At 43.6% G+C, this 15,121-nt stretch carries 11 protein-coding genes and 1 other annotated feature (1 of these 12 cut by a window edge); all 11 genes read left to right on the forward strand.

The features are described from left to right. Positions 1–281 precede the first annotated feature (281 nt). The 11 genes from LPAF129_RS06220 (at position 282) to LPAF129_RS06270 (ending at position 14,848) form a co-directional block, all read left to right on the forward strand. Positions 282–1,727, forward strand: a complete 1,446-nt coding sequence (locus tag LPAF129_RS06220; protein ID WP_244055295.1) for a catalase — start codon at positions 282–284, stop codon at positions 1,725–1,727. Positions 1,728–2,220: 493 nt separating this feature from the next. After that, complete coding sequence (locus LPAF129_RS06225; protein WP_244055296.1) at positions 2,221–2,856, forward strand: hypothetical protein; 636 nt, start codon at positions 2,221–2,223, stop codon at positions 2,854–2,856. A 233-nt stretch (positions 2,857–3,089) separates the two neighbouring features. Continuing rightward, positions 3,090–3,230, forward strand: coding sequence for a hypothetical protein (locus LPAF129_RS06230; protein WP_244055297.1), 141 nt, complete (start codon positions 3,090–3,092; stop codon positions 3,228–3,230). A gap of 362 nt (positions 3,231–3,592) precedes the next feature. Then, a complete protein-coding gene (locus tag LPAF129_RS06235) occupies positions 3,593–5,140 on the forward strand; it encodes an ABC-F family ATP-binding cassette domain-containing protein (RefSeq protein ID WP_244055298.1) in 1,548 nt (515 codons plus the stop codon). A gap of 320 nt (positions 5,141–5,460) precedes the next feature. Continuing rightward, positions 5,461–7,059, forward strand: a complete 1,599-nt coding sequence (locus tag LPAF129_RS06240) for an amidase family protein (RefSeq protein ID WP_244055299.1) — start codon at positions 5,461–5,463, stop codon at positions 7,057–7,059. Positions 7,060–7,391: 332 nt separating this feature from the next. Next, positions 7,392–8,810 (forward strand): C69 family dipeptidase, encoded by a 1,419-nt coding sequence (locus LPAF129_RS06245; RefSeq protein ID WP_244055300.1) that lies wholly within the window; start codon positions 7,392–7,394, stop codon positions 8,808–8,810. Positions 8,811–9,369: 559 nt separating this feature from the next. Next, positions 9,370–10,239 (forward strand): class I SAM-dependent methyltransferase, encoded by an 870-nt coding sequence (locus LPAF129_RS06250; protein WP_244055301.1) that lies wholly within the window; start codon positions 9,370–9,372, stop codon positions 10,237–10,239. A gap of 66 nt (positions 10,240–10,305) precedes the next feature. Continuing rightward, on the forward strand, positions 10,306–10,803 hold the full coding sequence (locus LPAF129_RS06255) for a hypothetical protein (protein WP_244055302.1): 498 nt from the start codon (positions 10,306–10,308) through the stop codon (positions 10,801–10,803). A 14-nt stretch (positions 10,804–10,817) separates the two neighbouring features. Beyond that, on the forward strand, positions 10,818–11,675 hold the full coding sequence (locus LPAF129_RS06260; RefSeq protein WP_244055303.1) for a MurR/RpiR family transcriptional regulator: 858 nt from the start codon (positions 10,818–10,820) through the stop codon (positions 11,673–11,675). Between the two features lie 294 nt (positions 11,676–11,969). Continuing rightward, positions 11,970–12,872 (forward strand): N-acetylmuramic acid 6-phosphate etherase, encoded by a 903-nt coding sequence (gene murQ / locus LPAF129_RS06265; RefSeq protein ID WP_244055304.1) that lies wholly within the window; start codon positions 11,970–11,972, stop codon positions 12,870–12,872. A gap of 20 nt (positions 12,873–12,892) precedes the next feature. Further along, positions 12,893–14,848 carry a glucose PTS transporter subunit IIA gene (locus tag LPAF129_RS06270; RefSeq protein WP_244055305.1) on the forward strand — a complete coding sequence of 652 codons (1,956 nt, stop codon included), beginning with the start codon at positions 12,893–12,895 and terminating at the stop codon, positions 14,846–14,848. Between the two features lie 131 nt (positions 14,849–14,979). Next, positions 14,980–15,121, forward strand: a binding site (T-box leader) (it continues 84 nt past the right edge of the window).

Here is a 15,121-nt window from a genome sequence, read left to right on the forward strand (position 1 = left end):
GTGACCTAGTCTGAAAGAAAGATTGTGTGAAACTAAAAATATTTAGCAAAAGTCCATAGTTATTAGCTTTTGTGAAACTATTTTCAAGCGTTTACAATTACATTTTAGTAACTTTTTGATAAGATAGGGATGTTAGTTTGTTAGAGCTGTGCAAACCAGAACTCTGTGCCTATCCCAGTCTCAGCTGCAATGCCACGAATGTATTTGAGGCCAGACTTAGATAGTGCGCAAGTTTTTTTGGCTTGTGGTGCTCTGCATATTTTTAAAAGGGGGAATTTTTAATGACTAACGATCAACTTAACTCAGGTTCTGGCCAACCATGGGCAGACAACAACCATTCGCAAACTGCAGGTGTTCGCGGACCAGTTTTACTGCAAGATTACCAATTAGTAGAAAAATTAGCACACTTTAACCGCGAACGGATCCCAGAACGGGTCGTTCATGCTAAGGGTGCCGGTGCTTACGGCACATTTACATTAAAAAATGACATGTCAAAATATACCAAAGCTGACCTCTTCAACGGTGCTGGCAAGGAAACACCAATTTTCCTGCGTTTTTCACAAGTTGCCGGTGAAGCGGGTTATCCAGATACCTTGCGTGATGTTCGTGGGGTAGCTTTGCGTTTTTACACTCAAGAAGGAAATTATGATATCGTCGGTAACAATACGCCGGTCTTCTTTATCCAAGACCCATTGAAGTTCCCTGACTTTATTCATTCACAAAAACGTGATCCACGGACTCATTTGCGTGATAACAACATGCAATGGGATTTCTGGGCACATTCTCCTGAATCAGTTCACCAAGTTACATATTTGATGGGCGACCGGGGCAATCCTGCTAGTTACCGGACCATGAACGGTTATGGCAGCCATACCTACAAGTGGGTCAACGAAGACGGTACAGCTTACTGGGTCAAATACCACTTTATTAGTGAACAAGGTGTCCAAAATATGACTGATGAAGTTGCTGCCAAGGCTGCTAGTGAAGATACTGACTACTTGTTGCATGACTTGTTTGACGCGATCGAAGACAAGAACTTCCCAAGCTGGAAAGTTTGCGTACAGATTTTGCCATATGAAGAAGGCTTGCAATACAAGCATGACATTTTCGATGTCACGAAAGTTGTTTCTCACAAGGATTACCCATTGATCGAAGTGGGCGAATTCACTTTGAACAAGAACCCTGACAACTACTTCGAAGACGTGGAAGAAGCAGCTTTTGCACCAGCTAACTTGGTCCCAGGAATCGAACCATCACTGGACAAATTGTTGCAAGGCCGTTTGTTTGCTTACAAGGATGCCGCACGTTATCGTTTGGGTGCAAACTATGAACAATTAAAGGTCAACCGACCATTAAATGAAGTTCACAATTATGAACGTGATGGCTTTATGGCACAAGGCCATGCTGGAGAAGTCAACTATGAACCAAATAGCCAAAATGGTCCGACTGAAGACTTGTCAGCACGCAACCATGGCGACGAATTATCTGGTCAAACGGGCAATTACAAGGCTTATGATGAGGATAATTTCTCCGCTGCGGGCGACTTGTACCGTATCTTGAGCGAAGATGAAAAGCAGCGTTTGGTTAAGACAATCAAAGAAAACTTGGGTGTCGTTGATGACAAACAAATTAAGATCTTAGAAACTAAGCAATTCTATCAAGCAGATCCTGAATACGGGACCCGTGTGGCAGAAGCACTGGGCTTGGACTTAGAGGATATTAAGTAACAGAGCGGAGTAAGGTGGGAGGACTCGAGTACTATCTGGACCCAGCCTTTAATGCGTTTTGGGCATTGAAGGCTGGGTTGGGATAGACGGAAAGGCCTGCTTTGAGGAGCTCGACTCAGCAACACAGAGCGGAGTGAGGCGGTTAAGAGACGAGCATTATCGTGACCTGACTTTTAATGCGTACTTGGCATTGAAGGCTGGGTTGGGATAAGTGGAATCTCTTGCCTCAAGGAGTTCGACTAATAACAGAGCGGAAAAACTTGGTTAGAAGATGAAATCAGGAATAAGGCTAACTAATGTGTACTTGGCATTGGTTAGCCTTATTTATTAATGGAAAAGTTTCCTTAGAAAAAAGATCACAAGAATTAAAAGCAAAGTTTAGAAATAAAGTCCTTAAGCAGCAGTTGAAGTCTATTGCAGATTCATTAAATCGATTTCCTTTTTTTCATAAATAATTGTAAAAACTAAATCATCGTTACGAGGAGAATACCTTATGAAGAAAAATGCTTCATTTATCGCTATAGTAACTATCTTGGTGTTGAGTGTGATCAGTGCCGTTATTTTTGTGAAAAATGAATACGACAGAAAGACAATTAGTAGAAAAAATGAAAGTACTAGTGTAACAAAGATTAGATACAATCAGACATACACTTATGATTCAACTAAAGACGGTTCGTATCATCCGTCATACATTAAGTTTATTGACCGTTCTCATTATGTGGCGATACCAGTTCTTAATACCACAGAAGATGTTGCAGAAGATGGAGTTATGGTTGCCTTTTTACAAGGTAAATATCAAAAAGATAAAAACAAACTGCAGTTGGGATACGATGTGCATAATACTACTCTAATTTTTGATGATAACGATAAGTTCAAACGAGGAATATTTGAAAAAATAGAGTCAGATAGTTCTCGGCAATCCCAAAAGGCTAAATTTCCCTTTGAAGAAAACTACCTAAAGAAAAAAGGCAAGTATTATGTCTATCGTTGGAAAACAAGACAAGGAGATTATCCACACCATGCCACTACAGGTTTCGTACGTTTAAAAAAATCCAAGTTAGATATTCCATCAACTGAAAAAGAATTTATCCAACGGTATCATAAAAAGCAAAAACACCAACAAGAATAAACTTTCTGAGGGTTTGTTATGCCGCCAAGCTTTACTGGTCAACTGGCATAAGTATCATCAGCCGTCAATTAATGTTAGACTTAACGTGACTTAAGACAGAAACAACTGACAAATTTGACGTTGGTTACGCAAAATTACTAAAAAACAGGGCTAATTTGCAGAAAAACTTGAAATCTGTCTCGATTTTCTGTAAAATATTACAGTGCATGATTATCTGAAGGGAGGAAATTAAAATGTCACATAACGATCATATCGGTACAGCTAACGACCGTCGTAAGGTTAACAATATTAACGTTAAGAACCGTCGTAAACAACATTTGGCAGTTCTTGATTTCTTAAAGAAACAAGAAGAAGCTGAAAAGTCTGCTAAATAAATTCAGCGCTGCTCGGCCAAAAGCCTGGTGGAGCTGACCTAAAATAAGATTACAGCACGGTGTTTCCGGCTCGAGCGGAATCTCCGCGTTCTTAGCTTAGGGGTTAGTTTCAATTAATTGAACAAATTAATAGCTCCACATGGGCCCAAGTTTTTGAGCACATGTGGATTTATTTTTGCTCTCAATTTGGGAGAGGTCAGCCAATTATTTTGCAGTTTGCCGAGATTTAGTGCATAATTCAAGGACAGTGTGACAAAAAAGTCCTGTTAAGACAAGTATTTTTTCAGATAATCAGTGAAGAAGAGCCGCTTGTTTAATGAGCGGGATAGAATTGAAGCCGGAAGAGATAGGAGAATTAAGCAATGAGTGTTTTAGAAGTTGAACATCTATCAATGGCTTTTGCAGATAAACAGTTATATGAAGATGCATCATTTCGTTTTAATAAAGAAGACCATATGGGCATTATTGGCCAAAATGGGGCGGGAAAGTCGACCCTGATCAAATTATTGACGGGGACCGAATTGCCGGATGAAGGAACTGTTAAATGGCAAAATAATATTACCATTGGCTATTTAGATCAGTACGTTAAAGCTGGGCAAGGACAAACGATCGGTGAGTTTTTGCACACGGCTTTTGCTTACTTATTTAAATTAGCGGATCGTCAGGCTGAATGTTACGCGCAGTACGCGACGGACATGAATGACGAGTTACTAGAAGAAGCGGGCAAGATCCAAGAAAAATTGGAAGCCGCTGATTTCTATGAGATCGATACGAAAATTGCCCAGGTAATGACTGGGTTGGGGATCGATGCGATCGGTGTCGACAAACAGGTCAGTGAATGTTCTGGTGGTCAGCGTTCCAAGATCATCCTGGCCAAATTGTTGTTGGAAGAGCCCGACGTATTAATGCTGGACGAACCAACTAACTATTTGGACACGGAACATATTGAATGGTTAACTAACTATTTGAACAACTTTGAAGGTTGTTATATGGTAATTTCCCATGATTTTGATTTCTTGGAAAAAATCACCAACTGTATTATTGACGTGGCTTTTGGAAAAATTATCAAATATACGGGGAGCTTCCGTTCTGCGGTCAAGCAAAAAGAAGTTAAAAAAGAAGTACAGCGTAAGGCCTATGAAAAGCAACGTCAACAAATTGAAAAAGATGAAGCTTACATTCGCAGAAACAAGGCTGGGACACGGTCGACGATGGCTAAATCGCGGCAAAAGCGGTTGGACAAGATGGAAAGAATCACGCCGCCAAGTGATAACTTACAATCTCACTTTAATTTCCCTTATGTGAACTTAATGTCGTCTGAAGTTTTGACCGTCAAGGATCTGTCTGTGGGCTACAAGAGTCCTTTACTAGAACCGGTGACTTTCTCAATGTCTCACGGTGAAAAAGTTGTGCTAAAAGGATTTAACGGTGCAGGTAAATCGACCTTGATCAAATCAATTCTAGGCCGGATCCCAGTTTTCGGCGGTTCTGCCAAATTCGTGCCAGCAGTTAAAATCGCTTATTTTGACCAGGACTTGGTGTGGGATGATCCTGATTTATCACCATTAAAGACGATTCAAAATGAGTTCCCTAAATTAGAGCCAAAGACGATCCGGCAACGTTTGGCCCGTGCCGGGTTGAATGCCGCGAACGCGATGAAGCCCATGAAACTTTTAAGTGGTGGGGAACAGACTAAGGTTAAATTAAGTGCGCTAGAATTAGTGCCAAGCAACTTTATTATCATGGATGAACCGACTAACCATTTGGATGACGAGACCAAGCATGCTTTGCGCGAATCCTTGCAGGCCTTTGACGGCAATGTGTTGCTCGTGACCCATGAGCCGGACTTTTATGAGGGTTGGATCGACAAGATTTTTGACGTCGCCGCCGCTCGAATTAAAAAAGACTAAAAGCATCGGGTGAAATGAAACAGCAGCTCTTGTTTTAAGCAACCCGACTAAAATCATAAAAAGGTGCAAAATTTTGGGAAAACCAGAATTTTGCACCTTTTTGTGTACAGCCGGCTGCGATCAGCAACGAGGTGAGGTACAGCTGGAGAAGTCCGGAAGGGGCCTGAGTAGCGTCCCCGTAGGTAGGTAAAAAGCGGGCTAAAACATTAATTATGTATTACGATCCAGAAGTTTGAAAGCAAGTTTGAAAATAATTGACTAAGTTAGTGAATACGCTTACACTTAAATAGAACCAAATTGATTTACGGGAGGAATTTTTCATGCATAATTTCCATGGTAAACGTACATACCAGCTGGCTTTAGTTGCTTTATCAGCCGCGCTGGTTTTTGGCGGCGCTTGTGGCCTGAATAAAGCGCATAGTCGGGTGGAGGCCAAGGCAGTGCCAGCCAAAACAATCAACGACCTGCCCATCAGTGATGAGCAGTATCGAAATGCTTCAGCTAGTGAGCTGGCACAAATGATCCGCGATGGCAAAGTGACCAGCCAGCAGTTGATCAAGCATGCCACCGCTTTAGTCAAACGGGACAATCCTGACTTAAACGCGGTGATCAGTTTGCGCGAGAAGCAGGCACTTAAAGAAGCAGACGGGTTGAAGGATAACGGGCAGCCATTTTATGGTGTGCCGATTTTGATCAAGGGTTTGGGCCAGCCTTTGAAAGGTGAATCCAGCACCAATGGGTTGAAGCCGTTGAAAGGCAGGACCGCAGAAAACACATCGGATTACGTCAAACGGGTGCAGTCCCTCGGCTTCGTGATCATTGGACAAACTAACTATCCGGAATTAGGTTTGACGAACGTGACGAAGTCCAAACTATATGGTGATGCGCATAATCCATGGAATTTGAAATATAATACTGGCGGTTCATCCGGCGGTGGTGTGGCTAGTTTGGCCAAAAGTATCGTCCCGCTTACAACGGGTAACGATGCAGGCGGCTCGCTGCGCATTCCAGCGTCATGGTCTGGTGTAATTGGATTGAAACCCACGCAAGGCGTGATCGTCGGTGACGACACAGTGCCTTCATCGGTCAACTTTGCCAACTCTAAAAATATTGCTGACCTCAAACAATATTTCACAGGCATGATCAATCAGGATAACCAAGAAAAACTAGTGAAAGAGCCCATGACGGACCTCAAGAAGTACCCGATTGCGTACTCAACCAAGTCGCCAGTGGGCACAAAAGTTAGCAAGGACGCTGTCAAAGCAGTTAAGCAAGCAGTTAAATTTTTGCGGGCGCAGGGCTATACAGTTGTTAAAAAAGATGCCCCAGTCGATGGTGAAAAATTGATGAAGACTTATTATACAGAATCAACTCCAACTGGTACGAGTGCCAATGAGTTGATCAAGGCCAAGACTGGACATAACATGAAATATAAAGATGTTTCTCCAATGACGTGGGCGTTGTATCAGGCAGATAAGAAACAACCAAAGACAATGCCTAAAGAAGTCGCAGCCGAAAATAAGTTAGTTGACCAGCAAATGACGGAATTTCATCACAAATATCCGCTTTATTTGACACCGACAACAGCGAAGACTGCGGCTAAAAATAGTGATCCGGCTTATTTGCCGAAGTACACTAAAAAGTTGCACAAGATCTCCAAATTGGGGCACAAAAAGCAAATTCAGTTGATCTATGATGCTTGGCTGCATGGTTTGGCTAAAACACCATTTACTCAGTTAGCCAACGTTTCGGGTGAACCAGCTATTAGTTTGCCAACTTATGTCTCCAAAAAAGGTCTACCATTGGGGATTCAATTTGAAGCCGCTAAGGGCCAAGACCAACTCTTGTTACAAGTGGGTCAGTTATTTGAAGATCACGACCAGTTCCAATTTTTAGATGATTATCAAGCGCGCAAATAAATTCTAGAATCAACATTCAGTTAGAGAAGGTACAACTGGGTGTAAGTTAGAGGAAGTTCCCCCAGTTGGAGCGTGACTGGGTGTAAGTTAGAGGAAGTTCCCCCCAGTTGGAGCGTGACTGGGTGTAAGTTAGAGGAAGTTCCCCCCAGTTGGAGCGTGACTGGGTATAAGTCAAAGAAAGTTGCCCCCAGTTGAAGTGTGACTGGGGGCAACTTTTTGGTTAAGTGAGTTTAGAATGGGGAAATTATGAGAATTAGCCGTCTTTGGCACCTTCATTTGCAGAAAATGCTAAAATGGAAGCGGAAAACAATTTGGATAAAGGACTGATTTAAATGAACGAAAGCGCATGTACTACGATTTTAGTGGGAAAGAAAGCCAGCATTGACGGCTCAACTATGATTGCCCGAAATGATGATACTTTCTTGCCACTGACACCCCAACGTTTTGTGATGCAGCCAGCTGTATCTGGTCGGCATGAAACATTGGCATCAAACATGAATGGTTTCAAGGCACCATTGCCAGAGTCCGGCTACAAAACGACCTTCACTCCAAACGTGGAAGTCGACAAGTGGGGCGTTTTTAATGAAACCTCGATCAACGAGAAAAATGTCGCTATGTCATCAACAGAATCTGTTTACGGCAATGAACGGGCATTAGCTTATGATCCATGGGTCAAAGACGGTTTAGCCGAAGACTCCTTACAAACGATGGTTGCTCCTTATATTGATTCTGCCCGTGGCGGAGTCAAATATTTAGGTGACCTGATCAAAGAATATGGTTCACCAGAAGGAAACGGGATCTTGTTATCAGACGCAGATGAAGTTTGGTATATGGAAATCGTAACGGGTCACCACTGGGCCGCTACTCGGATCCCAGACGATGCCTATGCGATCGCTGCGAACCAAGTTGCCCAGGATTTCATTGATTTTGATGACCCAGACAATTATCAGTGGTCCGATGGCCTGCAAGAATTCGTGGCAGAACATCATTTGAATCCTGCTAAGGAAGGCTTTAATTTCCGCCGAATCTTTGGGACAGATAACGAAAAAGACCGCCACTACAACACACCGCGCGTGTGGTATGGTCAACGCTGCTTCAACCCAGAAATCGAGCAAGATCCGCAAAGCAGCAACTTGCCATTCATTTGCCATGCTAACCGGTTGTTGGCAGTCGAAGATTTAGAAGACGTCTTGAGCTCACATTATAATGAGACTCCTTACGATCCGTTGGGTCACGGCTCCGAAGCAGACAAGAAGAAATTCCGGCCAATTTCCTTGAACCGGACACAAAACTCACATGTTTTGCAAATTAGAAATGATGTCCCTAAAGCACAAGCTGCTTTAATGTGGATCTGTTTCGGTGTTCCTTCATTTACACCATACGTGCCATTTTACAGCAATGCTAACGACACTGATTCATCATGGAGCGAAACGTCGCAAGACTACAATTTAAAGGATGCTTACTGGATGTACCGGACATTGTCGATGCTGACTGAATCGCATTACTCCAACTTCATCCAGGCTAACCGCGATTATTTGACGGAAGCTAAGGAAGTTCAGCATCGTTTGGTCGAAGAAACAGATCAGCACGCTGCGAAGTTAAGCGGTCAAGAATTAGTGGATTATTTGACGACGAGAAACCATGAGATGGTCGCTGACATGCGTGACCGGACCATGACTGAGATCGGCAACTTTATCAAACAAGGGCTGACATTATCCAAACTGACCTTTGATATGGATGCTAATTTATAAAAACAGAGCGGAGTGAAACGGGTAGAAAGTGAGCACCAGCGGAACTCAGGAGTTAATGCGGTTTAGGCATTGACCCTGAGTTTGGATAGGCAGAGCTTTCTGTTTCAAGTAGCTCGATTAGTAATTTCGGAGGCTGACTGTCCTGATTGCAGGATAGCCAGCCTTTTTAATACCAATTAAAGCGACATGTTGTGAGTTTGGCCCTAAGAATGGCAAAAGAAGGGCCAGACTGAATGTGTTTGGCCCTAAAAAATCGCAAAAGAAGGGCCAGACTGAATGTGTTTGGCCCTAAGAATGGCAAAAGAAGGGCCAGACTGAATGTGTTTGGCCCTAAGAATGGTAAAAGAAGGGCCAGACTGAATGTGTTTGGCCCTAAGAATGAGAAAAGAGGGGCCAGACTGAATGTGTTTGGCCCTAAAAAATCGCAAAAGAAGGGACCAAACCATTGGAAGCTAGCCACTCAATGAATTTGAATTTGGCAGAAGACTATTCATTAGTGTTAGAATAAATGAGACGATTCAGTTTGTTGAATCAAATTTAGGAAAACGAGGACAAAGCAGTGGATCATAAGACTGAGGCAGTGCACGACAACTTAGAAAATTGGAACGACCGTGCCGACGTTCATGCGCATGGCGGTTATGGCGATTTGACTAAATTAATTAACGACCCGCACGAAATTACGGGCACAGTTCGGCGTGACCTGGCTGTTCTTCAGCCGTTTTTACCCGAGCAGTCTGTAGCGGGTCAACGCTTGCTGCACCTGCAATGTCATATTGGTACGGATACGTTATGCTGGGCTCGTTTAGGAGCTCAATCAGTGGTGGGGCTGGATTTTTCACCGCAGTCGTTGACATATGCCCGTGACTTGGCCAAACAAGCAGGAGTCGAGATCAACTATGTCCAGGCGGATGCACGTTATGCTGCGGCGGCTTTACCTGAGCAGCAAGGGCAATTTGATGTGATCGTGACTAGTGCGGGGACCATTACGTGGTTGCCGGACCTGCAGGATTGGGCAGAATCGATCGCAAAACTTTTAGTACCCAACGGAATTTTTATGATCAGGGACAATCATCCGTTCTTGTTTGCCCTGGATAATGCCGGCTTAACGGTCACGGAAAATTATTTCAGCGGGACGGAATCGTTTTATGAAACGGACAGTTCTTATGCCGTCAGCGACCAGGCCGCTAGTACTTCAACCGCTAAAGTGAAACACCAGCGTAACCATAATTGGGCGCATGACTTTCAAGAAATCATCTCAGTTTTAGTGGGCGCTGGCTTAACAGTTGAGGCACTTGGGGAGCACCAAGAGACCGACTGGCAGGCCTTACCGATGCTGACATATAATGAAAGTTTGGATGAATGGACGATGCCAAAAGGGTACCCGCAGCTGCCGCTGACCTTTTCGCTGGTGGTCCGGAAAAATAGTTAGCCTTTACTTTTGCTACTAGATACAAGTACAATACTTGCTAGAATTTCTTTTGAGGATGTGGAAAAAATGACAGAAATTATCGTCAATGATTTTATTGAAAAAATAACGAATGAAGATTACGAAATTAAACAGGTCGAAGCTAACGAGGCTGACTTTAAGTCCAAAGCTAGTGAACTAGTCACACAATTGGTCGCCAATTTCTTAGCAACTGTTGCTGCTGACAAACTGGCACAAAGCCGCTTATTATTACAAACAACCACTGAAGAGCCGATTATTATTAGTTTGGAAAGCGGCATCGTGAACTTACCGTTTGAAAATATTAAACAGGTCGACAACTTCTTTATGGAGCCCGAAAATTCAGTAGATTTAATGGTAAACTTGATCGTTAAACACCCCGATTTAAATGCCTCGGGCTTGCGGATCGATTCCATTGGGACCGTAACTGAACTCCAGGAAAATCAAGCTGACAAAGAACAGCAAATCACTAATCGAGTGGAAGAATTATTGCAAATGCTGACTGATAATTTAGCTGCCGCAGAAGCTGAGGATGAGCCAGAGAAATAATCGAGGGAAAATTGATGGAAAACATTTTGGTCTTGCTGCAAAATATCAGAAATAAGAGCAGTAAAAAAGAGCGGGTGTTGTGCGATTATATCTTGGACCATCCCACTGAAGTCATGCAGCTGTCAGTTCAAAGCTTGGCAGAACGTTGTCAAATTAGTGCAGCGACGGTCGTGCGTTTTTGTCGCCGGTTGGAATTAAACGGTTATTCAGATTTAAAGCTGCATCTTTCCGCCGCTGTGCAAGAAACTAAGGGACAAGAATATACTGAAATTGCCCCGGGAGAAAGTGCGGCACAAATTAGTGCAAAACTGCAGCTGCACTTCGAAAATGCGCTGAAAGTTACGGCCAATCATCTCGATAACCAGGTCATTGAAAAAATTGTGACTGCAATTCATAGTGCGTCACAAGTCCAGTTATTTGGGCTAGTTTCGTCATCGCTGGTCGTGCAAGATATTTATCAAAAGTTCAGCCGGTTAGGAATTTTAGCGACAGTAAACAATGATATTCACTTAGCTGCCACGTCTTTAGCAACGGCTTCTTCCAAGGATGTTTTGTTGGTGGTTTCAACTAGTGGGACAACGGCGGAAGTTGTGCAGCTATTACAATTTGCGCAAGAAAAAGGACTAGTGACAGTGTTGATGACAGCCGACGTTTCATCTAGGGGAGCCCAATTGGCTGACTATGTTTTAGCTAGTCAAAATTTGGGTGAATCAACTATTCGGCCGGGAGCATCGACTTCGCTGGTGACAGAGTTTTTTGTGGCGGATGTCTTATTATTTAGGTATGTGGCTAAATATTATCAAGAAGTCCAGCCCCAGTTACGTGGGTCACGGCAACTGATCGAACGGATCAATCAAAATTTAAATCAATAATTTGCAGCAGTCTGTGCCAACCGTTTAGCTCCCGAGCATCATCGTAACCCGACCTTTAATGTGGTTTCGGCATTGAAGGCCGGGTTGGGATAAGCGGAAGGAGTTGCTTTGAGTAGCTCGACTAAGAATACAGAGCAAATTAAGTTACTTGTTTCATTTTGACGGCTTTTTGAGAAACTTTATTTCGCTTATCAAATAATTTTAATTAAAAAAAGTAAATATATTTTGAAGAATGCGGTTACAAATGGTAAAATTCATCATGGAGACTAGTTGAATTAAGAAAGGAGTCAGCCAATGAAAGTTGATTTAAGTCAGTTAACCACCGAAAGGCGCAATGAGGCAACGATGAACTTGGATGAGTTGTCTGTTCAAACTGCAGCACAACTGATGAACCAAGAAGATCAAAAGGTTGCCAGCAGTGTGGCAGAGGCTTTACCAGCGATCACTCAAGCAGTTCAACAAATCACGACTTCCTTGAAAGAGTCGGGTAGGTTGATCTACATGGGTGCCGGGACGAGCGGACGGCTGGGTGTTTTAGATGCAGCTGAATGTGTGCCAACCTTTGGAGTGTCGCCTGATGTGGTCGTTGGTCTAATTGCTGGAGGACCTCAAGCAATGACGGTCGCAGTTGAAGGAGCCGAGGATTCGTTAACTTTAGGGAAAGAGGATCTACAAGCTCTGAACTTGACCGCTAAAGACACAGTCGTGGGAATTGCAGCTAGTGGGCGTACGCCTTATGTGATCGGCGGCCTACAGTACGCCAATCAAGTGGGTGCGACAACCGTTTCGGTGTCATGCAACTTGCAGTCTAAGATTTCGGCTGAGGCACAAACAGCGATCGAAGTTGATTGCGGACCGGAAGTTTTGACGGGTTCCACACGGTTGAAAGCGGGAACTGCTCAGAAGTTGATCTTGAACATGCTATCAACCTTAGCGATGGTCGGGGTCGGCAAGGTTTACAACAATTTGATGGTCGACGTGAAGGCCACCAATGAAAAACTGGTTGAGCGGGCGAAGCGGATCGTGATGGAGGCAACAGGTGTCAGTTATGAAGTTGCTGAACGTGATCTCACTGCGGCAGATATGCGGGTCAAAACGGCCATTGTGATGGCAAAGACAGGCTTGACTGCCAAACAAGCAGATGAGCGGCTCGAACGGGCAAATGGATTTGTGAAGAAAAGTTTGGAAGACGCTTAAAGAAAAGGAGATGTTAACCAATGGCTGAAGAGTTTAATGCCAAAGAAGTCGCTGAAAAAATTTATCGTTATTCTGGCGGCTTGGATAACGTGGAATCATTTGAAAATTGTATGACCCGGATCCGGTTGGAAATTGTCGACCATGACAAGATCGAAGAAAACCAGCTCAAGGAAATTCCTGGAGTTTTGGGTGTTGTGAACGACGAACAGCTGCAAGTTGTTGTGGGACCGGGGAAAGTCAATAAGGTGGAAGCAGCGATGGAAGCCTATTCCGGTCAGCAATCTGGTGAAAAATCCAGCAGTAATCGGGAACAAGCAGCGGAACGCGCAGCTGAAGTCAAGGCTGAAACTAAAGGAAAACAAAAGAAGTCACCGTTTAAGTCTGTTCTAAAAGATATTGCGAATATCTTCGTACCAATGATCCCCGCCTTTGTCGGTTCAGGGTTAATTGCAGGGATCGCAGCTATTATTTCTAATTTGATCACTTCTAAGACTTTAACGGGTGAAGGTTGGGCGCAAGTTGCACTTGTGTTGAATATTATTAAAAACGGGATGTTTACCTACCTGCCAATTTATACCGGGATCAACGCTGCTCGTGTGTGGGGTGCCACACCTACTTTAGGTGGGGTCACTGGAGCGGTGATCTTATTAACGGGGATGGACCCAGAAGCACCAATTAAGAACCTCTTTAACGGTAGTGCCTTAGCCGCTAACCAGGGTGGAATTATCGGTGTTATTTTAGCAGTCTGGTTATTATCAGTCGTTGAAAAGAAATTACACCAATGGATCCCCAATTCAATTGATATTATTATCACGCCGATGGTGAGTTTGTTGCTGATCGGTTTGGCAGAAATCTTCGTCTTGATGCCGCTAGCGGGCTTTGTTTCTAATGGCTTAGTTGGTGGGATCAACTGGGTCTTAAACGTCGGCGGAGCTTTCTCTGGCTTTGTCCTTGGTGCGTTATTCTTGCCAATGGTAATGTTAGGGTTGCACCAGATCTTAACGCCGATCCATGTGCAAATGATCAGCCAAACAGGTAGTACACCGCTCTTGCCAATTTTGGCGATGGCAGGCGGCGGTCAAGTTGGGGCAGCCTTTGCATTAATGCTGCGCTTACGTCATGATCGGAAATTAGTTGATATGATCAAAGGTTCATTACCAGTTGGAATCTTAGGGATTGGTGAACCGCTGATCTACGCAGTGACCTTACCATTAGGCCGCCCATTCATTACCGCATGTATTGGCGGCGGGATCGGCGGGGCCGTGATTGGTGCGATCGGTCACATCGGTGCGATTGCGATCGGACCATCCGGTTTGCCATTAATTCCATTGATCGCTGGTCATAATAATTGGATCGGTTATGTCCTTGGTTTGATTGCGGCCTACATTGGTGGTTTTATTGCCACTTACTTCTTTGGAATTCCAAAGGATAAATTAGCCTTAGAAAAAGCAGCAATTACTGCTGAAAAAAATGGCGTGGTCGATGAACCAGTTATGCCGGCTGCCCACGAAGATGTGACAGAAGAAAACTTCCAAGCAGTTGCTGACGGAAAGATCCAACCAATTACTGCTTCATCTGATGAAGTGTTTGCTAAAAAGACGATGGGTGACGGTTATTTGCTGACACCAACCAGTAATGAAATTTATGCTCCAGTTGCAGGAACGATCAACACAGTCTTTCCAACCAAACACGCATTGGGAATCACGACAACTGGGGGACTAGAAGTTTTAGTCCACTTAGGCATTGATACCGTGGACTTACAAGGTGCTCCATTTGAAATGCAAGTTAGTACCGGGCAAACAGTCAGGGCTGGCGAGTTGTTAGTTAAAGTTGATTGGGACGCAGTTACGGCTGCAGGCAAGGCAACTGAAACAATTATTGCAATCACGAACATGGATGCGGTCACAGACTTTAGTTTGACAAAAACAGGTCAGGTGGCAGCGAAAGATGTTGTTGCTCAAGCTGATCTGAAATAAGTTAGTTAGGCTGAATGATGCGGATTTCATCTGGTTATTCAGCTTTTTTTAATGGCGTTTGGGTGGGAAGTTTACAAAAAAATGTTGACAAAGCTCATTTTAACGCTTAATATCAAAGACATTAAGAATATGAAAAAACGTTGAAGAGAAGAGTAGTTTTTCTAAGTACATTTTAAGAGACCTTCGGCAGCTGTAAAGAAGGATGGAACGGAAAAATGAAGATGAACTCTATAGTTGAATACTAGTGCAAGCTAATATTCCGCCGATTGCGAT

Origin of the sequence: Ligilactobacillus pabuli, from assembly GCF_022836475.1 — a bacterium.
GTDB classification, from domain to species: Bacteria; Bacillota; Bacilli; order Lactobacillales; family Lactobacillaceae; genus Ligilactobacillus; species Ligilactobacillus pabuli.

Coding starts and splice junctions, on each gene's coding strand:
- LPAF129_RS06245 (WP_244055300.1), top strand. CDS start 7,392: ATGAACGAAAGCGCATGTACTACGATTTTAGTGGGAAAGAAAGCCAGC.
- LPAF129_RS06255 (WP_244055302.1), top strand. CDS start 10,306: ATGACAGAAATTATCGTCAATGATTTTATTGAAAAAATAACGAATGAA.
- LPAF129_RS06235 (WP_244055298.1), top strand. CDS start 3,593: ATGAGTGTTTTAGAAGTTGAACATCTATCAATGGCTTTTGCAGATAAA.
- murQ (WP_244055304.1), top strand. CDS start 11,970: ATGAAAGTTGATTTAAGTCAGTTAACCACCGAAAGGCGCAATGAGGCA.
- LPAF129_RS06230 (WP_244055297.1), top strand. CDS start 3,090: ATGTCACATAACGATCATATCGGTACAGCTAACGACCGTCGTAAGGTT.
- LPAF129_RS06270 (WP_244055305.1), top strand. CDS start 12,893: ATGGCTGAAGAGTTTAATGCCAAAGAAGTCGCTGAAAAAATTTATCGT.
- LPAF129_RS06225 (WP_244055296.1), top strand. CDS start 2,221: ATGAAGAAAAATGCTTCATTTATCGCTATAGTAACTATCTTGGTGTTG.
- LPAF129_RS06240 (WP_244055299.1), top strand. CDS start 5,461: ATGCATAATTTCCATGGTAAACGTACATACCAGCTGGCTTTAGTTGCT.
- LPAF129_RS06260 (WP_244055303.1), top strand. CDS start 10,818: ATGGAAAACATTTTGGTCTTGCTGCAAAATATCAGAAATAAGAGCAGT.
- LPAF129_RS06220 (WP_244055295.1), top strand. CDS start 282: ATGACTAACGATCAACTTAACTCAGGTTCTGGCCAACCATGGGCAGAC.